The organism is Mycolicibacterium canariasense (assembly GCF_002101555.1).
Taxonomy (GTDB): Bacteria; Actinomycetota; Actinomycetes; order Mycobacteriales; family Mycobacteriaceae; genus Mycobacterium; species Mycobacterium canariasense.
Genome location: NZ_LQOL01000048.1, coordinates 1 through 20,446, shown reverse-complemented (window position 1 = coordinate 20,446; position 20,446 = coordinate 1). Strand labels below are relative to the sequence as shown.

Below are 20,446 nucleotides of genomic sequence, written 5' to 3'. Positions count from 1 at the left end.
CCGGCTTGCTACTTGCTGGCGCGGATCGCCTCGAACACGCTGGGGTCCACCAGGGTCGAGGTGTCGCCGAGCTCGCGGCCCTCGGCCACGTCGCGCAGCAGCCGGCGCATGATCTTGCCGCTGCGGGTCTTGGGCAGCTCGGGCACGACATGGATCTCGCGCGGTTTGGCGATCGGTGAGATCTCCGTGGCCACCTGCGCGCGCAGTTCCTCGACCATGTTCTCGGCACCGCCGTGCGCGGACGCCTTGAGGATGACGAATGCGCAGATCGCCTGGCCGGTGGTGTCGTCGCTGGCGCCGACGACGGCGGCCTCGGCCACCCCGGAGTGCCCGACGAGCGCGGATTCCACCTCGGCGGTGGAGATCCGGTGCCCGGAAATGTTCATCACGTCGTCGATGCGGCCCAGCACCCAGATGTTGCCGTCGCTGTCGTAGCGGGCACCGTCACCGGCGAAATACCAGCCCTGCTCGGCGAACCGGGACCAGTAGGTCTCCTTGAAACGTTCGGGGTCGCCCCAGATTCCGCGCAGCATCGCCGGCCACGGCTCGTCGAGTACCAGATAGCCGGTGACGTGCTCGGCCTCGTCGGCACCGGGCACCAGCTCGTTGCCCTCGTCGTCGACGATCTTGGCCGAGATACCCGGCAGCGGGGCCATCGCCGATCCGGGTTTGGTGGCCGTGACACCGGGCAACGGGGAGATCATGATCGCCCCGGTCTCGGTCTGCCACCAGGTGTCCACGATCGGAGTCTTGTTGGCGCCGATGACTTCTCGATACCAGCGCCAGGCCTCCGGGTTGATCGGCTCGCCGACCGAGCCGAGCAGCCGCAGGCTGGACAGGTTGTGCGCGGACGGGATCTGGCGGCCGAGCTTCATGAACGTGCGGATCAGGGTGGGGGCGGTGTAATAGATTGTCACGCCGTACTTTTCGATGACCTCGAAATGGCGGTGCTCGGTCGGCGAGGTGGGGGTGCCCTCGTAGACCACCTGGGTGACCCCGTTGGCCAGCGGGCCGTACACGATATAGGTGTGCCCGGTGACCCAGCCGATATCGGCGGTGCACCAGTACACATCGGTCTCGGCCTTGATGTCGAAGACGTTGTAGTGGGTGTAGGCGGCCTGGGTGAGGTAGCCACCGGAGGTGTGCACGATGCCCTTGGGCTTGCCGGTGGTGCCCGACGTGTACAGCAGGAACAGCGGCTGCTCGGAGTCGAAGGCTTCCGGATCATGGTGTTGGGACTGGGGTTCCACGGTCTCGTGCCACCACAGGTCGCGGCCGTCGGTCCAGTTCACGTCGATACCGGTGCGGCGCACCACCAATACGTGCTCGACCGACGACTGGCCCGAGACGGCTTCGTCGACGGCGTCCTTGAGCGAGGCCGCCTTGCCGCGGCGGTACTGCCCGTCGGTGGTGATCACCAGCTTGGCCGCCGCGTCCTCGATGCGGGCCCCCAGTGCGGCGGCGGAGAAGCCGGCGAACACGACCGAATGCATGACGCCCAGGCGGGCGCACGCCAGCATCGCCACGATGGCCTCGGGCACCATCGGCATGTAGATGGCCACCCGGTCGCCGGCCACCAGGCCGAGGCCGGTCAGCGCGTTCGCGGCCTTGGATACCTCGTCCTTGAGTTGTGCGTAGGTGATGTCACGGGTATCGCCGACCGGTTCGCCCTCCCAGTGGATCGCCACCCGGTCCCCGTTGCCGGCCTCGACATGACGGTCCACGCAGTTGTAGGCGACGTTGAGTTTGCCGCCGACGAACCACTTCGCGAACGGCGCCTCCGACCAGTCCAGCACCTCGGTGAACGGGGTCTGCCACGACAACCGGTTGGCCTGGGCTGCCCAGAAGGCGAGCCGGTCGGCGGCTGCGTCGTCGTACAGCTGGCCGGTGGCATTGGCATTCGCCGCGAAATCAGCGGGCGGCGGGTAGGCGGACGGGGCGTCGGCATGCGTCAGCGGCGTAGTACTCATGGGTGTGAGCGTAGTCACCGAACGTTGCACGAGTGTTGGAGCGTCACAACCTGCTGCGGGCGGCAGGACGGCTGCGATGAACGGTCGGGGAATCGGTGGTCAGCGGTCCGCTAGCGTAACCCCGGTGACCGATCCACTTGCACCGCTGGCTGCACTGGAAGGCGTGGCGGCCGCCGGCGAACAGGCGCGCGAGGCGCTGGGCCGGGCGCACCGGCACCGCACCAACCTGCGCGGTTGGCCGGCGACGGCGGCCGAAGCCTCGCTGCGCGCGGCCCGGGCCTCTTCGGTGCTCGACGGCGGTGCGTTGAGCCTGTCCGATTCCGGGCAGCCCGACCCGGTGCTGGCCGGTGCCCTGCGGGTGGCCGAGGCGTTGGAGGGCGGGGCCACCGCGCTGGTGGGCGTGTGGAAGCGGGCCCCGTTGCAGGCGCTGGCCCGGCTGCATGCGCTGGCCGCCGCCGACCTGGTCGACGGCGACGAGCGGCTGGGTCGCCCCCGCCCCGATCCCGAGGTCGGTCCGCGGTTGGAATTGCTGGCCGACCTGGTGACCGGCGGGACGAAGGTGCCGGCCTTCGTGTTGGCGGCGGTCGCGCACGGGGAACTGCTGACCCTGGCGCCGTTCGGGGTGGCCGACGGTGTGGTGGCCCGTGCGGTGTCGCGGTTGATCACCATGTCCAGCGGGCTGGATCCGCACGGCCTGGGCGTTCCGGAGATGTTCTGGATGAAGCAGTCCGGTAACTACCGGGCGGCCGCGCGTGGGTTCGCCTCAGGCACGCCGAATGGGTTGGGGGCGTGGCTGGTGCTGAGCAGCCAGGCCCTGCATGCCGGTGCGCGAGAAGCACTTTCGATCGCCGAGGCGGCGAAGAAGTAGGTGGGCAATACAAAGCGGGCGGCGCTCCGGTGTCAGACCTGCATCTGATTCGGCTCGCCGCCCGCTAGCACGGACTCCGGTTACCAAGCGTGCTCTGTGGGTTGCGTGGGTGGCCTCGGCGTTCTTGCGGTGCGCTCTGTCTGCGATCCCACCCAAAGGACCGTCGATGTCATCCGCTATCGCAATTCCGCAGGCCCGCAACACTTTTACCTCTATCGCGGTATGTGCTCCGCGTGGGTGCCGGGATCCGTGCTGGGGAGCTCGGCTCGGGAGACTACGCCTTCTCTTCCGGCGTGGCCTTGGCCTTACCGCGCTTCCGTGACTCCATTTGTACTACGTGACCGCAGTCACATCAAGGGTCAATTGATGCCGATTCCGGATCGTTACTCCGCGCCGGGCACTACGACCGAGCGTCGTATCAGTCGTATCAGCGTTCGCCAAACATGAACCGGCGCAACAACGAATATGTCAGTGCCCCGCCCGCCAGTGCGCTCAAGCCGACTGCGAACGTGGTCGCGACGGCCGCACCTGACGGCGCGGGGATCCGGTCCCGCAGGGAAACCGGCCGGTTGAACGTCAGCACCGGCCAGTCCCGCGCACCGGCCTCTTTGCGCAGCGCGCGGTCGGGGTTGACCACCGACGGATGCCCGACGGCCTCCAGCATCGGCAGATCGGTGATCGAATCCGAGTACGCGTAACAGTGCTCCAGCGCGTAGCCCTCGCGCACGGCAAGCTCGCGGATGGCCTCCACCTTGCCCTCGCCGTAGCAGTAGAACGCGACCTCGCCGGTGTACTTGCCGTCCTCGACGACCATCCGGGTGGCCATGGCGTGTGTCGCGCCCAGCGCCCGGGCGATCGGCGCGACGATCTCCTCGCCGGACGCCGACACCACGACGACGTCGCGTCCGCACAGCTTGTGGTCGGCGATCAGGTTGGCGGCTTCGGCGAACACCAGGGGGTCGACGATGTCGTGCAGGGCCTCACCCACCACCGATCGCACCTGCTCGACATCCCAGCCGGTGCACATATCGGTCAGGTACGTTCGCATCCGGTCCATCTGGTCGTGGTCGGCGCCCGACATCAGGAACAGGAACTGGGCATACGACGACTTGAGCACCGCGCGCCGGTTCAACAGGCCCTGTTCGAAGAATGGTTTGCTGAACGCCAGGGTGCTGGACTTGGCGATCACCGTCTTGTCGAGATCGAAGAACGCCGCCGTGCGGATCGGTTGACCCGATTCGGCGCGGCCATCAGCGGCGGCGGGCGCATCGTCGGCCCGGTCGGAAACCGTCACGGGCCCAGCATATGCCCGGCCCGCGGGAGCCCATTCCCATAGCTGGGAAAGTGGCAGCTCACACCAGGTGTTGCCGGCTGCTGGATTTTCCGTTCTCAAGTGCGTTCACAGGCAAGTTCAACTTGCGCCGCACGACTGACCCGTGTGTATAGTGAGCATTACCCGGCTTATGCTGGGTGTGGATCAGCCCGACCCCCCGGGGCTGATACACGACGACCTCCGCCTCCTCCCCCCCTGGCGGGGGTCGTCCCTTTTCTCGGGGTGTCCCGCCACCGCACCGACGGTCAATCTCCCGTTCGTTGCGGAATGTCGTTCTCGATCGGCCGCATCTCCGGTTCATGCACAGTTCGGGATTCATCCACAGATTTTCCTCGGGCCCTGGCGCACGTTCGCCGGATGTTTGCACAGTGAACGGGTGACCCCAGCACCGATCGCACCGGCTCCGACCACCTCGGTCCTGGCCCTGCTGGGCGACGCGGCGGCCCGCGATGAGGTCGATCGGGTGGCGGCGGCCGCCGGTGTCCGGGTGGTGCACGCAGGTGAACCGTCCAGCCGTGCGGTGTGGACGGGCGCGCCGGTGGTACTCGTGGATCGCCTGGCCGCCGACCGCTGCGTGGCACGCGGATTGCCGCGCCGGGACCGGGTGCTGTTGTTGTCCCGTGCAGATTGCCGCGCCGACTGGGAATCGGCGGTCGCGGTCGGCGCCGAGCGGGTGCTGCAGCTGCCCGGCCAGGAAGGGGTGCTGATGGCCGCGCTGACGGCCGCCCCCGAATCACCCGGCGCGGGTACGCCCCGCGGCCCCGTGCTGGCGGTGCTCGGCGGTACCGGTGGTGCGGGCGCATCGGTGTTCGCCGCCGCGGTGGCGCAGGCGGCTTCCGATTCGCTGCTCGTCGACGCAGACCCGTGGGGCGCCGGGCTCGACCTGGTGCTGGGCAGCGAGCACGAAACAGGCCTGCGGTGGCCCGATCTCGCGCTCAACGACGGCCGGCTCGAGTACGCCGCGCTGCGTGACGCGCTACCCACACGCCGCGGGGTGACGGTGTTGTCCGGTGCGCGGACCGGAACCCCGATCGCACCCGCCCCGCTGGCGTCGGTCATCGACGCGGGCCGACGTGCCGGGGTGACGGTGGTCTGCGACGTCGCGCGCCAGCCGGGAACAGCAACCGAGACCGCCCTGCGGGCGGCCGATCTCGTCGCACTCGTCACTCCCGCGGACGTGCGGGCCACCGCGGCGTCCGGGGTCATCGGGAGTTGGGTCGGCACCGTCAACCCCAATATCGGCGTGGTGGTCCGTGGACCGTCGCCGGGCGGACTGCGTGCCACCGACGTGGCGCGCACCATCGGCGTGCCGCTGCTGGCGTCCATGCGCCCGCAACCCGGGCTGGCCACCACGATGGAACACAGCGGTCTGCGGATCCGCGCCAGATCACCGTTGGCGGCCGCCGCCGGCCGGGTGTTGACCTTGCTGCGGCAGCAGCCGGTGGCGGTGCCGCGATGACGGCCTCGTTGATCGACCGGGTCCGGGAACGGCTCGCGATCGAGGCCGCGCCGTTGCATCCGGCGATCGTCGCCGCCGCGATCCGCGCGGAATCCGGTGGTCTGCTCGGTGACACCGATGTCCTCGCCACCATGCGGGTGCTGCAGACCGAGCTCACCGGCGCCGGGCCGCTGGACCCGCTGCTGCGCCTGCCCGGCACCACCGACGTCCTGGTGACCGCACCCGACGCGGTATGGGTGGACCGTGGAGAAGGCATGTCGCGCACCGAGATCCGCTTTGCCGACGAAGGCGCGGTGCGGCGGCTCGCGCAGCGGTTGGCCCTCGCTGCGGGCCGCCGCCTCGACGAGAGCCAGCCGTGGGTGGACGGCCAGCTGACCTGCCTGGGAGAGGATCCGGTACGCCTGCACGCGGTGCTGCCGCCGATCGCGGCGGCCGGCACCTGCCTGTCGCTGCGGGTGTTGCGGCCGGCCGACCAGGATCTGGGTGCGCTGATCGCCGCGGGCGCCATCGCCGAACCGGCGGCGCGGCTGCTCGACGCGATCCTGCGGGCCCGGCTGGCGTTCCTCGTCTCCGGCGGTACCGGGGCCGGGAAGACCACCCTGCTGGCGGCGCTGCTCGGCGCGATCGACCCGGCCGAACGGATCGTGTGCGTCGAGGATGCCGCCGAACTCGCACCCCGGCACCCGCACGTGGTCAAGCTGGTGGCGCGCGGCGCGAACGTCGAAGGCGTCGGCGAGGTCGCCGTGCGTGACCTCGTTCGGCAGGCACTGCGGATGCGGCCGGACCGCATCGTCGTCGGCGAGGTACGCGGGGCCGAGGTGGTCGACCTGCTCGCCGCGCTCAACACCGCGGTTAGCGACTGGTGGCGTTAGCAGAAGCTGATTCCAGCAGCTAGATGTGTCGCGAACGCGTCCGCGACACGTTGTCGACCTCCCATAGGTTGTCGGTGGGTTCGGCCATACTTGTTCGGGGCTAGCAACCAGGCTTGGCGTCACGCTGTGAGGCGTTGGCCAGGCCGCTGGTGGGTCGACCTGGTTATGGATTTGGAGCCTGCCGATGACGGTACTGACGGCCGATCAGTTCGGTGATGCCGTGATGGGCGACTATTGGCGCCGTCAAGCGGGTTACCGGTCGATCCAGGCGTCTGCGGCCCCGTCGCTGCGGTCGAAGGCACTTGGCCACCCGGAATTCGAAGAGCTTGAGGTAGGTGGCCGCAAGCTGGCTTCTCTCGCCGTAGCGTTCATCGATCTCACCGATTTCACCGGGCGCTCCTTTTGGGATGACGAAGATGCAGTAGTTGACCTCGCGCGCGCGGTGCTGAGTGCCTTCGTCGAGATTGTTTCCGGATTTGGCGGATTCCCACTTGGCCTGCGGGGCGACGGGCTCTTCGCGGGATTTGGGCCGGGCCAACCCGAAGCAGACGCGGTGATGGCCCTTGGTGCGTGTGCCCATGCGTTGAATGCGGTGGAACAGGGTCTGAACCCGCGGCTCGAGGCGGTAGGAATCCGGCGGGTTCAAGCCCGCGCTGGAGTCGACTACGGACGGCTGACGTTTGTTCGATCCGGAAGCCAGGATCACAGTGAAGTGAACGTAATTGGGTTCGCGGCCAACTTTGCGGCCAAGTGCGAGAAACAGGCAAAGTCGTGGGAAGTGGTTGTGGGCGAAGGCGTGCAGCGATTGTTGCCCGACTCGCAGCTGATTGAACACGAACAGTCCCCGAAGCGGTATCAACGCGATCATCTAGTGCGCTATTACCGCTTTTACGACTATCGCTGGCGCACAACGCTTCCACACATCCCTGGGACGGTGGAGCAGCTCGATGGCCACCCTTCGAGCCGGATCGCAATCCAATGAACTGGAGATGATGATGTCGATTCCCGCGCTACCTCGCCATCACGGCGTTCACGTGCCCAGATTTGTCACGGTCGCTGGGCGGGTTGTCTTCGATAACGTCACAACCACGCCCTCCGGACCGGTTCACAGGGACTACGGCCCTGTTACCGCCGTAGCCCCGCACAGGTTTCATGGTGGCGAGGAGGAGGCCGACAACGTGTTGGCCCAGTCGCATGTGGACTGGTGGGCAGACCATGGGGCGCTCACCCGTCATGTCGACGCTATGAAGGAGTCCTTCCCGGAGTTCCTGTACCTTCCGTCAGACGACGGGGCTCCGCCAAGTTGGGGCGGCGTCATCGATACGGGCCGCGGCCGGTTCACCGTGCTCATCATGACCCGCCGCGATCAAAGGTCTACCGCGGGTTCACGTGACGCAGCCACGGCTCGGGGCGAACGCGGGACGCCGCTGGCAGAAGCCGCCGCACCTATTCACTACTGGAAGCCTATGTGTCGCCGACCGTGACGACTGGGATCCCAGCCAGCACACAGTGGCAACGGCAACCGCATGGGCGGCGCACTGGTTGGCTGCCTACAGCGAGTGGCGGATCACCCGAAAGTGGCCGGTCGAGGGCGTCGATTCCGTTGCTGTCTGACGCCGACCCGGCAAGCGAAGGGCAGACGCCGCAGACATCCGAAGGCACAGGGAGCATTGCGGCCATCGACCAAATGGCCGGATGGGCGCGTTTCGGAGACACCAAAGCAACCATTCTGGCCGCCGGCCTTGGTGTCGCAGCGACAATGTTCAACAGCAGTGCTCCCGCGGTCTTCAAGGCAATGAGCAGGCCGTGCCCCGCTGGTCTGCTCGTCGGCGGGTTCGCGCTGCTCACAGTGCTCTCGTTCATGAGGAATTGTCAGTACCTGTGGATCGGCGTGTTTCAGGCGACCTCCGTTCCGGCTTGCTGATCGCCGTCTGAGGGCGGTGTCGGTGGGGTGATTTCGGTGGGGCGTTCGAGCAGTTTGCCCTTGTGGAAGACCGCGCCGGCGCGGACCAGGGCGACCAGGTGTGGTGCGTTGACGGCACGCCAGCGGGCCGCGGCGGCGTCGATGAGCTTGTAGGCCATGGCCAGACCAGCCGCACGTGATCCCGGCCCCTTGGTGACCTTGGTTCTCAAACGTACTGTGGCAAAGGTGCTTTCGATCGGATTTGTCGTGCGTAGGTGGATCCAGTGCTCGGCGGGATAGTGGTAGAACTCCAGTAGGGTGTCCAGATCGTCGGTGATCTTGGCGACCGCCTTGGGGTACTTGGCCCCGAAGTCGACCGTGAAGGCCTTGACCGCGACCTGGGCCTTGTCGATATCCTCGGCGTTGTAGATCTCCTTGAGTGCCGACAACGCCGACGCGTGCGCTGATTTCGGCAGGGCGGCAAGCACATTGGCTTGCTTATGAAACCAGCACCGCTGTTCTTTGGTGGCCGGGAACACCTCGCGTACCGCTTTCCAGAAGCCGAGTGCGCCATCGCCGACGGCGAGCACGGGTGCGGTCATGCCGCGTCGTTTACAGTCGCGCAGCAGATCAGCCCACGACTCGGTCGATTCCCGGTAGCCGTCGGTGATCGCCACGAGCTCTTTGCGGCCGTCCGCGCGCACGCCGAGCATCACCAGCAGACACAGCTTTTCCTGGTCCAGGCGGACCTTGAGGTGGATGCCGTCGACCCACAGGTAGACGTAGTCGGTGCCCGACAGGTCCCGGGCGGCAAACGCGCGGGCCTCGTCCTGCCACTGGCTGGTCAGCCGGGTGATCGTGGTGGCCGAGAGCCCGGCACCCGAGCCCAGGAACTGCTCCAGAGCGGGGGTGAAGTCGCTGGTGGACAGCCCGTGCAGGTACAGCAGCGGCAGCACTTCGCTCATCTGCGGTGACTTGCGTGCCCAGGCCGGCAGGATCGCCGAGGAGAACCGTTTCCGTTCACCGGTGTCGGGGTCGACGCGTTTGTCGTTGACTCGCGGTGCTTTCACCTCAACTGCCCCGGCTGCCGTCAGCACCTCGCGGGCCTGGTGATAGCCGTTGCGGACCACCAGCCGATGCCCCTTCTCATCGAGCTGATCGGCGAACTGGGCCACGTAGGCGGCGACCTCAGCCCGTCGAGACTGACCGCGAGTACAGCGGCGAGAACTTCCGCGACGAGGACTTCAGCCGGCTGCGCACCGAGCGCGTGGTGTTCACCGAATGCGACTTCTCCGGAGTCGACTTCTCGGAGTCCGAGCACATCGGCTCCGCGTTCCGAAACTGCACGTTCCGGCGGACGTCGCTGTGGCACAGCACGTTTCGGCACTGCACTTTTCTCGGTTCGTCGTTCACCGAGTGCCGCATGCGTCCGATCACGTTGGTCGAGGTGGATTTCACGTTGGCCGCGCTCGGCGGTGCCGATCTGCGCAAGGTCGACCTGACCGGGTGCCGGTTCCGCGAGGCCAACCTGGTCAATGCCGATCTCCGGGAAGCGGTGCTCGCCGGAGCGGATCTGAGCGGCGCGCGGATCACCCAGGCCCGACTCGAGGGCTCCGATCTTCGGGGCGCCCGGGTGGACGCATCGCTGTGGACCACCGCACAACTGCGCGGCGCGAAGGTCGACGTCTCGCAGGCGCTGGCTTTCGCCGCCGCTCACGCCCTCGACATTTCAGGCGTTTGAGCACAAACGAGCAGGTGGAAAAGCCGCACGTAACGAGGTGTTTGACCCCACAGCGGTAAAAGTCGCATCGCGGATGCGCAATTACTAGCGTCGTAATCGTGCAGCTCACCCGGTTCACCGACCTTGGCCTTCGGGCCATGATGCTGCTGGCCGCAGGCGAATCCGACGGCCAGCGCATCACCACAAGGTCGATCGCCACCGGCGCCGCCGCATCGGAGAACCACGTCGCCAAAGCCGTGTCCCGCCTGGTCGAGTTGGGCATGGTGTCGGCGCGGCGCGGACGGGTCGGAGGTCTGACACTGACCGACGCCGGCCGCACCGCGTCCGTCGGCTGGCTGGTTCGTCGCCTCGAAGGCGACCGTGAGGTCGTCGAGTGCGGCGGTGAGAATCCGTGCCCGCTGGTAGCCGCCTGCCGGCTGCGCCGCGCGCTGGCCGACGCCAAAGAGGCGTTCTACAGCGAACTCGACCGCTTCACCGTCAGCGATCTGGCGCGCGGGCCCACGCTGAAAGTTCTTCCTGTGAGTTTCACCCCGCCGATTGAAAGGAACCCCCGATGACCGTCATCGCCACTCCCGCCCAGCTGGAGCCCGCTCACGCCGAGGTGGTGTCCGCGACCTTGCCGCTGATCGGGGCGCACATCGACGAGATCACCACCGAGTTCTATCGCGGAATGTTCGACGCTCATCCGGAACTGCTGCGCAACCTGTTCAACCGCGGCAACCAGGCCCAAGGCGCTCAGCAGCGGGCGCTGGCCGCGTCGATCGCGACCTTCGCCACCCACCTGGTCGATCCCGACCTGCCGCATCCGGCCGAGCTGCTGTCGCGGATCGGGCACAAGCATGCGTCGCTGGGCATCTTGCCCGACCAGTACTCGATCGTGCACGAGCACCTGTTCGCCGCGATCGTCGCGGTGCTGGGCGCCGACACCGTCACCGCGGATGTCGCCGCGGCCTGGGACCGGGTGTACTGGATCATGGCCGACACCTTGATCGCGCTGGAGAAGGACCTCTACCGGGGTGCGGGCGTGGCCGACGGCGACGTCTACCGCCGGGCGCGGGTGCAGGCCCGCGTCGACGACCCCTCGGGTGCGGTGCTGGTCACCGTCGTTCCGTCCGGTCAGCCGTTCCCGGATTTCCTCCCCGGCCAATACGTTTCGGTCGGTGTCACGATGCCCGACGGTGCCCGGCAGCTGCGCCAGTACAGCCTGGTCAACGCCGCCGGCAGCGGTGAGCTGACGTTCGCCGTCCGGCCGGTCGCCGCGGTGGGGGAGCAGCCTGCCGGTGAGGTGTCGAACTGGATCGCCGCCAACATCTGCGTCGGCGACGTCCTCGACGTCACCGTCCCGTTCGGTGACCTGCCGGCACCCGACGGTGCTGCGCCGCTGGTGTTGATCTCGGCAGGCATCGGCGTCACCCCGATGATCGGTTTCCTCGAGCACCTCGCGGCGCACGCCCCGGACGCCCGGGTACAGGTACTGCACGCCGACCGCAGCGACCAGAGCCACCCGCTGCGCGAGCGGCAGTCCGAGCTCGTCAAGCAACTAACGCACGCCTCGCTGGACATCTGGTACGAGGACGGCCTGACCGCCGGGAACGCCGGTGTCCACGCCGGCCTGATGAACGTCGCCGGCATCGACCTCGCCGACGACGTGCAGGTGTACCTGTGCGGTGGAAACGGTTTCGTGCAGGCAGTCCGGACTCAGCTGCTGGACAAGGGTGTGACCGCAGAGCGCGTGCACTGCGAGCTGTTCTCCCCGAACGACTGGCTGCTGGGTTAAGCGACGGTGATCGCGCGCGCGACCAGGTCGGCCACCATACGGCAGTACGCCGGGTCGACCTGGTCGTTGCGGTAGAGCGCGAAGGTGTGCAGAGGTGCGGTCAACAGCTGCAACGCGACGACCGGTTTGACGTCGGCCCGCAGCTCGCCGCGCTCTGCCGCGCGGCGGAAGATCACCTCGATGACTTCGCGCCGCATCGAGTAGAAGGCGATGCGGGTTCTCACGTCGGCTGCCTGCGACTTGCTGTCGATGACCAGCATCCGCGCGATCCGCCGACCCACGGGCGCGTTGAGGTAGTCCGCCAACGCCAGCGCCAATTCGCAAAGATCCTCGTACAGCGAGCCGGTGTCGGGTGGACTGACCATCAGTTGGCTGTAGCTCGACAGCGCATCGATGATCAGCTGGCTTTCGGTACCCCACTGTTGGCGCATGAAGCCGGGATCGAGACGGCCGCGCTGAGCCACAGCTTCGATGCTGAACCGGTCGACGCCCCACTGCTGCAGTTCCTCCAGCGCAGCGTCGAGCGCTCTTTTGCGTACGTCATCCTCCGACACAACCCCCCACCCCCTCTCGGCATCACCGCCGAGCTTATGAAACCTGGCACAGTATGCCGAAAGATTCGGACACTCACGTGCCGAACTGCGCGCGACCCTGGTCAGGCGGCCTTGAGCCGGATCCGCCAGCGCACGAACGTCAGGTACGAGACGCTGAGCAGTGACAGCATCGCCATGTCGAACCACCACGCCCCGGCCGTGTGCTCCCAATGGGAGTCCTTCGGCGTCAGCGGTCCGGGCACCAGCTTGATCAGGTCGACGGTCGAGGCGGACGCGGCGAAGCCCCACCGTGCCGGAGTCAGCCACGACATCTGGTCGAGCACCAGACGGTCGGTCACCGGGATCATGCCGCCGGAGAACACCAGCTGGCTCATCACCGCGACCACCTTCAACGCGGCGGCCAGCATCTGACGGGCGCCGTCGCGGACGATCTCGTCCAACAACGACCGACCAGCACCGCCAGTGCTTTCGTTGGCCTCGATGGCATCGTGATCGACGAGCTGGAGCAGATCGCCGGAGCTCAGGTCCACCCGGCACGCCGCACGGGTAGCTGAGCGGCGACGACGCGAAATAGGCGCGCCATGACCGCCGGTAATCTGCTGTGGCCGACTTGTTCACTCGGCACTGATCCGGCGCGAATCGACACGTTCATTGACGACTGGCGAGCTCTTCCCACTCGGCGGTTTCGGCCCGGTACTCATCCATCGTCGTAGCATCGGCCGCGTTCATCGCTGATGCCATGGCCTGCAAGCGTTGTTGCCGGTCGTACTCGCCCATGATGGCGGCACGCTTGGGATGGCGTGGCGGAGGTACCTCTCTTTTTCGACCCTCTTCGGGCCGGAGGGGGTGAAGCTCGGCAACGGGTTTACCGTGCTGAGTGATGACGAGATGTTCTCCCGCTGCAATGCGAGAAAGAATCTCGTCCAGATTGATCCGGATGTCCCGCACAGTGATCGAGTTCGGCTTCACAAGTGACCGATGCTAACTGTTTTGAATGACGGCCCGAATGGCTCGGCGTCCAGCTACCGTTTATGCATGACGAATCAGATCAGCACTCGATGGGTGCACCGCCGATGCAATACCCAGGTCGGTGCATGGGTCCATCGGGCGTAGGGAGACTAACCATGACCGCCCAAGATCGTGGCAGCGCACGCCTGGCCAAACTATTGGCCGATCCGCAACGTGCAGCTCGCGTGGCTGCCATCCGCGAGCAGATGAACCAGCCCAGCGCCGATTCGCCCGGACTCCACGACCGGGCAACAGCACCGCGCAGCATGACCGTCGACGATCTGCACCGCGCCGCCGACGCCGCCAATGACGTGAACAATTCCGAGGTTATGGACGCCGCGTGGCGGCGGCGCTCAAACTAACGCCCTGCGCTGATGCACTAAATCGGCAGTGCCGCAAAGGCTGTCGATATACGACGTAGCCGTCACCGTTGATCGGCGGTCAGCTGTGCGAGTACGATGTTCCCGCCGTAACCTGACTTTTATCAAGAGTTCGGTGGCGGCGGCCGCGTAGGTCTGTGACCTGCGGTGTTGGTGGGCTGGAAGCGGAAACTTGCGCACTAATTTCGGGTCGTAAGCTGCCCGGATGGCCCATGTCCGCACGGTGAAGACCGCCTCCGGGGCGACCGCGGTGCAGATCGTGTGGTCCAACCGGCGTGGCTCTCGCAGCATCGAGCACCTCGGCTCGGCCCACGACGAGGCCGGTGTCGCGGCGCTCAAAGCGGCCGGAGTGCAGCGCATCGCTGGTGGCCAGGACCAGCTTGATCTCGGGCTGGGCACCCGCGCCGACGCCGAACCGTTGCCGATCACCTCCTCGCGTGCCCAGCACCTGTGGTCGGCACTGTCCGATGTCTACGAGCTGCTGGGTTTCGATGAAGTCGCCGAAGGTGATGAGGCGTTCCGGCAGATGGTGCTTGCCCGGATCATCGAACCGACCAGCAAGGCCGATTCGCTGCGGGTGATCGACGAAGCCGGCATCGCCCCGGTGTCCTATCCCACGCTCAACCGCCGGCTACCGATGTTCGCTAAACCCGCTTTCCGGCAAGGACTTTCATCTGCCTGCGCCGCCCACGCTCAACTCGGGCCGGCCAGCCTGGTGCTCTTCGATGTCAGCACCTTGTATTTCGAAACCGACGCCGGCGACGGGTTCCGCGAGCCGGGGTTCTCCAAAGAACGCCGACTCGAACCTCAGATCACTCTCGGGCTGCTCACCGACGCCTCCGGGATGCCGCTGATGGTGCAGGCCTTCGAGGGCAACAAGGCCGAAACCGCGACCATGCTGCCCGTCATCACGGCATTCAAGAAAGCCCATCAGCTCGCCGATGTCACCGTGGTCGCCGACGCCGGGATGATCTCGGAGGCCAACCAGATCGCTTTGCAAGCCTCCGGGCTGACCTACGTGCTCGGCTCGAAGATCCCGCAGCTGCCCTCCGTAGTGACCGAATGGCAGAAAGAGCATCCCGGCCGCGAGATCCCCGACGGTCTGATCCTCACCCAACGATGGCCGTCGAGTACTTCGGAGAAGGCCCGCGGGGTACCGGACCGGATGATCCACTACCAGTACCGTGCCGATCGGGCCCGACGCACCAGCCGTGGGATCGATGAACAGATCGCTAAGGCTCAGCGCGCCGTGGACGGCAAAGCCCCGGTCAAACGCAACCGCTACATCCAGCTCTCCGGTGCAACCAAGACGGTCAACCGGACGCTGGAGGCCAAGACCCGCGCCCTGGCCGGGTGGAAGGGCTACACCACCAACCTCGTCGAGCAGCCCCCGAGCTTCATCATCGACGCCTACCACCGACTGTGGCGCATCGAGAAGGCGTTCCGGATGTCCAAGCACGACCTGGCTGCTCGTCCGATCTATCACCGAACCCGCGAATCGATCGACGCCCACCTGAGCATCGTGTTCGCCGCCATGGCCATCAGCCACCACATCGAAGCCCAAACTGGCTGGAGCATCAAGAAATTCGTCCGCACCGCACGCCGCTACCGCACCATCACCATCGCCGCCGGCAACCACACACTCACCGCCGCCGAACGTATCCCCAACGACCTCGCCGCAATGCTCGCCAAGATCAGGTCAGACGCTGCGCACTAAATTGATAAAACTCGGGCTGATGCACTAAATCGGCAGTGCCGCAAAGGCTGTCGATATACGACGTAGCCGTCACCGTTGATCGGCGGTCAGCTGTGCGAGTACGATGTTCCCGCCGTAAGTGCGGTGACGTTTCGTTCACGTTCGTGCTTGACGTTCGCTCGAGCAGAGGCGAGGGATCGCCGGAGTTTGGCGCTCTCTTCTTCTCCGGCGCGGAGCTTTTCATGCAGAGTCCGCATGAGACGACGCAGTTCGGCATTCTGCTCTGCCAGGTGGTTTCCCTGGGGATCGAACAGCTGGCCGATGAGATCACTGATCCGGTCATCGCGGTCCCGCAGGGTCTTTCGGAGGGATTTTGCGAGCGCCTCGGCGTTGATTGCGCGCTCCCGCCAGGAGGCGGTCGCAGCGCCGAGTTCTTCGGTTGCAGGTTCGGTGGGGGTATCTTGCGACGTGTCTCTGGCGAGGATGACGGCTTGCGTCAACAGTGGACGACGTTTGTCGTAGATGAAGGTTTTGCTCACCCCGGCGAGGTCGCAGACGTCTTCAACGGTGAATGGGACGCCCTTCTTGGTGAGTCGGGCCAATGCGTTTCGGACCCGCCGTTCACATTCGATGCTGCGCTGAGTGCGGGATCCGATTGCTTCCACCGGTCGCCGACGCGGCTTTGCATCACTGCCCATCTTCTCCTGCTCCCTGTTCCAAGGCTTGTATGTGGCTCGCTTCACCCGTGTGCAAGTCAGTTACTTGCCACCCCGTCGCGAAAATTGGATTGAAGTAGTCATGTAGTGGCGTTCGCAAGTCGAGCTTCTCGGCCTCCTCAAGGAGGCCGAGTTCGTTAAGTGCTTCGCGGAGGTTATTAAGGACGGATTCCCAAGGCTCCCACTGATTCAGGATGTAGTCGCGGGCGTCGCTGTTGGGTGCACCTTCGGCGAAATGGTAGGCCGCGTCGCGCTTGCGCTCCCAGTAGGTCAGGTCGGCTCCAGTTAGCACGAAGTGTTCGCACGGACCATCTGGTGCTGTAGTGCAGTGCTTAGCTTTAGGGCATTGGGATCCGCCTACGACGGGCCCGTAACGGCACAGTCCGTGCTCGACCGGTATTACCGTCAAGTCAATCCGATCAGCAGCCGCCCTGGGGTTGCATCCGCCAAGTTCTGCGGGTCGCAGCAAGATGGTTCCCGGTTTGTCCATACCTGGCCCGGCCGCCCAGACCTGCTGAAGGTGGCGCGTCATCGACTCGTTGTTGTAGCTGGCATAGTGCACCAGCGCTTCGGGCGAAAAATGTCCGAGCATCTGGCGAACCAGGGCCGGCGGCGCACCGTTGTTGAGCAACGAGGTCGCCAGGGTCGCCCGAGTTTGGTGGGTCTTGAGATTGCGCACTCCCAGCGATTTCAGCCAGAGACCCCATGAACGCCGGAACGCATCCTGTGAGAGTTCGAAGACCAGGTCCGGATTGCGCACCGAGCGAGGGAACAGTGGCATCGTCTGCTCCCAACCCTCTTCGACCCGCTGCCTTTCCCGCGGGCTGAGAGTGGACAATTTTGCGCCATATCGCCTACGCAACTTCGATCGGGTCTTCTCCTGTCGCGCGAGCAATCGTTCGTAAACCGGCAAGTGACAGGGGACGCCATGGTCGACAATTCGATTCTTGGTGATGTCGCGCCAAATATATGGTTGAGCGTTTCCCACCAGACCAATACAGCCAAGCCGTAATCCGAGAGTCTCGCCGATTCGGCCGCCCTGGAAGGCCTGCACCAGCCAGATGTCAGCTAACCCCACGTCAGCGCGATCTGCCGCCTCGAGTCGGAGAATATTCGCCGGAGCAACAAGGGTCTGAAACTCACCGAAGGCCATCGGTCGAGGTCTGGGAGCGTTGGGTTGTCGTGAGATCATCGGCAACGCAAGGGTGAACGAGTCCAATTCCGGGCAGGTGCGGCGTCGATCACGGCTGTGCTGCAACAGGATCCGTATTGACTTCATGTAAACCATCCGGGTGAGCGTTGTCAGCACAGGCGCTTGCCGGAGGGGAGTATTGGTCAGTCGAGCTATAGGGATCTTCTCTCGAAACCATATGTCCCACACCTCTTTGAGTAAGCTGGCGTCGTCTGGGCCTAGCTTTTCTGGGTCTACACCCCCGTCGTCTCGATGTTGACGCAGAAACCCTGATAGGCAAACGGCTCCGCACATCCGCTGGTGGACCGTCGCTGCGGACGGCCGCTTACCCTCGGGCAGCAAGGCCATATCGCGGCAAAACTCCCAAGCTAGGTCGCGAAGCCAGCGCTGCGAGATTTCCGTCAAGACCCATGGCTTGCGTCGCGTACGGGTTTGCGTGTCCGGAAACGGCGCAGCGCCGACGACGACTGGATCGAACCAGCCTTCTTCCTTTGCGGATGTGTCTGTGGCAGTGAGACTTCGAGCAGCGAACGCGAGCGCCGTAAGTCCCCGACGGACCAACGCGTTCTGACAGGAGGTCAGGACCGTCTGCATCTGGTCGTTCTCAGCCAGTGATTGAATGTTATGGCGTGCCAAGGCATCGACACCGGCCCGAATTGTGGCGGGGGTTATTCTCACGCGGTGTTTTAACTGACAATGCCGGTGCAACGCGAAACGGATCTCTGCCTGCAGACGAGCTGGCAGGGCGCTGAGACTAGCCCTTCCTCGGCTCTGCACGTCACCGAGCGAGTCTCGTAGTAATGACGAGGTTAGGTAATCGCGCCACGCGGCCAGATCTGCTGAGCCCCCCACGGTGCGTAACCAGTGTCGCCACTGACTGTGGTGGGATCGGCAGATGCGTCCACCATCGGGCGTGAGAAGAGCGCCATCGTGCGCGCAACCGGTCAACGAGCACCTCTGTAACGCCGGTAACCGGCTGACGACGCCCCGGCGCCACGCTATCTCGCATCCTCCACGCTTTATTTCCTTCGCAAGCGAGTTTCCGTGCGCAGTGCATAGGCCGCGTCCGCTCGCCTCGCGACTGCAGTGCTCCACTGTGCACTCGGGGAACCGCTTAAGCGCGAAACCGATTCGTGACCGATCGATCGGTTCAGCGCTGGAAATGAAGTCTTCGACGTCGGCGGTGGGGTTGCTCAGCGAATATTGCTTGGCGTGCTTATCGCAGAGGTAGGTCGTGTGAGTTGGCGCAACTGCTCCTTCGCACTCGGAAACGCGACACGCCCACCCATAGGTCGGATGCTGCGGAGGGAATTGAATCGGTTCCATCAAAAGCCAATCGGCGAACTGTTCGCTGACGATTTCGTACCGCCGTTCGAAACTCAACCCTGGTGATGGGCTTGCATCGACGACTGGGATGGCGGCGGTATCGAATTCAGCTATGGCGGTCACCATTCGTCCCCACTTTCCTTGAGATGCGCGTCGACTGGAGGACGTGCTGTCGCCTCCCAGGCCTGCTTGAGGAAGGTGATGGCGTGACGGTTGGCGGACTTGCCGTAGAGATCGGTCACCATTTCTGGACTAGCCCAACCAAATTCCTGTGCGACCATGTCAGCGTTGAAGTCCGAGGCGACGTAGAACGCGGCGGCCGCCTTATGCCGAAAACTGTGGGGCGTGACCCGAACATCAATCGCTGCCCGACCGCATGCGCGTCGCAGCATTTTGCGGATGCCAGCGGTAGTCAGTGCAGCGCCTACCGTTGTGCCCTGCGTATGGATCAGCACCTGCTCATGGGTCACCGCGTATTGGACCGGATGGTATTCATCAAGTAAGTAGGCATAGAAAGTGCTGACCATGTCCGGGCTCACGGCTCGGATAACCCCATCGACCACGTGGCCGTCTGCGCTGAGCCTCGCGCCCGACACAAATCTGGACTTGGCGCGAGCTCCGTTTGGGTTGTCGTCGCGCGATACAAGGTGCACGTGCGGATCAGCACGCTGACCGCATGGATGGTGGCGTTTCAGATGAAGGTCCGAGAAGCGGAGGCCGCATAACCCGCCCACCCGAAAACCGCCGTCATGAAGCCAAGTCACGATCATGACGTCACGAGCTGTGAGCAGTACACCCGGCTCATACAGTGCTGCGACAACTTGGTCAGACAAATAGCGGGGTCGGCGGGCCGGCTTCCTCGGCGAAAGCGGATTAGCGGCGGTACGCCTACCACGCACGGTTGCAGAAGTGGCTCCGAGACCCTCGATCAACGTCGGATGAACCGCTTGGGGTGATTTCGCGGCGACGCACAGGTAGTACGCCTTCACGATGGTCGCAACGTTGTTAGCTGCGGACGGGCCTAACGGCAATTGATCCGCCCGCCGCCAGGCGATGCCGTATACGTCTTCTGCTGCACCTGTGAGGCCATTCATGTAGCGCAACAAGTCGTCAAGGGTAACGCGATCGGGGGTCTTGCCATTTGCTGCCGCCCAGTTGAGATGGTCAGCCAAACCGTAGGCGTAGGTTGCCTGGGTCCCCGGGCCGTAGCGCTTGAGCACATCCAGCGAACGACGGTGGACCTCAGAATTCGCGTCAACGATCCAATGAGACACCCGGCCGCCAGGGTGGCGGATCTTCCGTACCGAAAACCGGGCGAACTCTCCCACCAAGACTCCTTCCGGAGCGGTGATTGTTACGAACGCAGTCTTATCACGCGTTCGCGACATGCTCGGTGAGGCTCGCCAAGAACGTCGCGAACGCCGTGCAAGCCGGGCGGTAAGACCGGTCACGACGGGGGAGCGGGAACCGTACACGCCAATCGCCCCGCCGAGGTGCCCGCCCGGCTCGAGGCGTTGGCCGGCTCCGGCGGGCTGGGCCGTGCGGGGCTGCACAGCCAGCTGGCGGCGGCGGTCTTATCTGTAACGGGAATCGCTGTGTGTAAGACAGTGACCGCCCTTGGTTTGAGGGTGCGGAATCAACGAGGAACACA

17 protein-coding genes and 4 pseudogenes are annotated in these 20,446 nt (G+C 65.2%); 12 read left to right on the top strand and 9 right to left on the bottom strand.

Annotation, left to right across the window (positions count from 1 at the left end):
• Positions 1–8: 8 nt before the first annotated feature.
• Positions 9–1,970, bottom strand: coding sequence for an acetate--CoA ligase (acs, locus tag AWB94_RS12320; RefSeq protein WP_062657853.1), 1,962 nt, complete (start codon positions 1,968–1,970; stop codon positions 9–11).
• A 124-nt stretch (positions 1,971–2,094) separates the two neighbouring features.
• Between acs and AWB94_RS12315 the strand changes: the two genes are divergently transcribed.
• The gene (locus tag AWB94_RS12315; RefSeq protein WP_062657854.1) at positions 2,095–2,838 is read left to right on the top strand and encodes a Fic family protein; all 744 of its coding nucleotides are present in this window, start codon (positions 2,095–2,097) and stop codon (positions 2,836–2,838) included.
• A 427-nt stretch (positions 2,839–3,265) separates the two neighbouring features.
• Here AWB94_RS12315 and AWB94_RS12305 read toward each other — a convergent pair whose 3' ends face one another.
• Complete coding sequence (locus AWB94_RS12305; protein ID WP_062657855.1) at positions 3,266–4,132, bottom strand: HAD-IB family hydrolase; 867 nt, start codon at positions 4,130–4,132, stop codon at positions 3,266–3,268.
• A gap of 415 nt (positions 4,133–4,547) precedes the next feature.
• Between AWB94_RS12305 and ssd the strand changes: the two genes are divergently transcribed.
• From ssd to AWB94_RS12280, 5 genes and pseudogenes are all read left to right on the top strand, one after another.
• On the top strand, positions 4,548–5,630 hold the full coding sequence (gene ssd / locus AWB94_RS12300; protein ID WP_272937613.1) for a septum site-determining protein Ssd: 1,083 nt from the start codon (positions 4,548–4,550) through the stop codon (positions 5,628–5,630).
• Positions 5,627–6,478, top strand: a pseudogene (locus AWB94_RS12295) (TadA family conjugal transfer-associated ATPase); the annotation flags it as partial. The gene ssd and the pseudogene AWB94_RS12295, both read left to right, overlap by 4 nt.
• 208 nt (positions 6,479–6,686) lie before the next feature.
• Positions 6,687–7,484: an adenylate/guanylate cyclase domain-containing protein gene (locus tag AWB94_RS12290; protein WP_165605352.1), complete on the top strand. Its 798-nt coding sequence runs from the start codon at positions 6,687–6,689 to the stop codon at positions 7,482–7,484.
• A gap of 407 nt (positions 7,485–7,891) precedes the next feature.
• A complete protein-coding gene (locus AWB94_RS36415; RefSeq protein ID WP_473143623.1) occupies positions 7,892–8,116 on the top strand; it encodes a type II CBASS E2 protein in 225 nt (74 codons plus the stop codon).
• Positions 8,106–8,426 carry a hypothetical protein gene (locus tag AWB94_RS12280; protein WP_062657857.1) on the top strand — a complete coding sequence of 107 codons (321 nt, stop codon included), beginning with the start codon at positions 8,106–8,108 and terminating at the stop codon, positions 8,424–8,426. The genes AWB94_RS36415 and AWB94_RS12280 overlap by 11 nt, the downstream gene beginning before the upstream one ends.
• Here AWB94_RS12280 and AWB94_RS12275 read toward each other — a convergent pair.
• Positions 8,399–9,601 (bottom strand): annotated as a pseudogene (locus tag AWB94_RS12275) (IS256 family transposase); the annotation flags it as partial. The gene AWB94_RS12280 and the pseudogene AWB94_RS12275 sit on opposite strands and share 28 nt — an antisense overlap.
• Before the next feature lie 56 nt (positions 9,602–9,657).
• On the opposite strand from AWB94_RS12275, the gene AWB94_RS12270 reads away from it, so the two are divergent.
• The 3 genes from AWB94_RS12270 to AWB94_RS12260 all read left to right on the top strand — a co-directional run bounded on the left by AWB94_RS12270 (position 9,658) and on the right by AWB94_RS12260 (position 11,923).
• A complete protein-coding gene (locus tag AWB94_RS12270; protein ID WP_234811723.1) occupies positions 9,658–10,146 on the top strand; it encodes a pentapeptide repeat-containing protein in 489 nt (162 codons plus the stop codon).
• Positions 10,147–10,244: 98 nt separating this feature from the next.
• Entirely contained in the window at positions 10,245–10,703 is a 459-nt protein-coding gene (locus AWB94_RS12265) for an RrF2 family transcriptional regulator (RefSeq protein ID WP_062657859.1), read from the top strand.
• Positions 10,700–11,923, top strand: coding sequence for a globin domain-containing protein (locus tag AWB94_RS12260; RefSeq protein ID WP_062657860.1), 1,224 nt, complete (start codon positions 10,700–10,702; stop codon positions 11,921–11,923). Before AWB94_RS12265 ends, AWB94_RS12260 begins: the two co-directional genes overlap by 4 nt.
• On the opposite strand, the gene AWB94_RS12255 is transcribed toward AWB94_RS12260, so the two are convergent.
• From AWB94_RS12255 to AWB94_RS12245, 3 genes and pseudogenes are all read right to left on the bottom strand, one after another.
• Positions 11,920–12,477, bottom strand: a complete 558-nt coding sequence (locus AWB94_RS12255; RefSeq protein WP_062657861.1) for a TetR-like C-terminal domain-containing protein — start codon at positions 12,475–12,477, stop codon at positions 11,920–11,922. The genes AWB94_RS12260 and AWB94_RS12255 overlap by 4 nt on opposite strands.
• A 101-nt stretch (positions 12,478–12,578) precedes the next feature.
• Positions 12,579–12,869 (bottom strand): annotated as a pseudogene (locus AWB94_RS12250) (ABC transporter ATP-binding protein); the annotation flags it as partial.
• Between the two features lie 256 nt (positions 12,870–13,125).
• On the bottom strand, positions 13,126–13,446 hold the full coding sequence (locus AWB94_RS12245) for a type II toxin-antitoxin system Phd/YefM family antitoxin (protein ID WP_084395290.1): 321 nt from the start codon (positions 13,444–13,446) through the stop codon (positions 13,126–13,128).
• A 155-nt stretch (positions 13,447–13,601) separates the two neighbouring features.
• Here AWB94_RS12245 and AWB94_RS12240 point away from each other — a divergent pair, with 155 nt between their 5' ends.
• Entirely contained in the window at positions 13,602–13,847 is a 246-nt protein-coding gene (locus AWB94_RS12240; RefSeq protein WP_062657864.1) for a hypothetical protein, read from the top strand.
• A 223-nt stretch (positions 13,848–14,070) separates the two neighbouring features.
• The gene (locus tag AWB94_RS12235; protein ID WP_062657865.1) at positions 14,071–15,582 is read left to right on the top strand and encodes an IS1634 family transposase; all 1,512 of its coding nucleotides are present in this window, start codon (positions 14,071–14,073) and stop codon (positions 15,580–15,582) included.
• Between the two features lie 86 nt (positions 15,583–15,668).
• On the opposite strand, the gene AWB94_RS12230 is transcribed toward AWB94_RS12235, so the two are convergent.
• The 3 genes from AWB94_RS12230 to AWB94_RS12220 form a co-directional block, all read right to left on the bottom strand.
• On the bottom strand, positions 15,669–16,259 hold the full coding sequence (locus tag AWB94_RS12230; protein ID WP_062657866.1) for a hypothetical protein: 591 nt from the start codon (positions 16,257–16,259) through the stop codon (positions 15,669–15,671).
• A complete protein-coding gene (locus AWB94_RS35795) occupies positions 16,249–17,565 on the bottom strand; it encodes a tyrosine-type recombinase/integrase (protein WP_234811720.1) in 1,317 nt (438 codons plus the stop codon). Before AWB94_RS35795 ends, AWB94_RS12230 begins: the two co-directional genes overlap by 11 nt.
• Before the next feature lie 1,349 nt (positions 17,566–18,914).
• A complete protein-coding gene (locus AWB94_RS12220) occupies positions 18,915–20,123 on the bottom strand; it encodes a tyrosine-type recombinase/integrase (RefSeq protein WP_062657867.1) in 1,209 nt (402 codons plus the stop codon).
• A 114-nt stretch (positions 20,124–20,237) separates the two neighbouring features.
• On the opposite strand from AWB94_RS12220, the pseudogene AWB94_RS12215 reads away from it, so the two are divergent.
• Positions 20,238–20,446: pseudogene (locus tag AWB94_RS12215) on the top strand (TadA family conjugal transfer-associated ATPase); the annotation flags it as partial.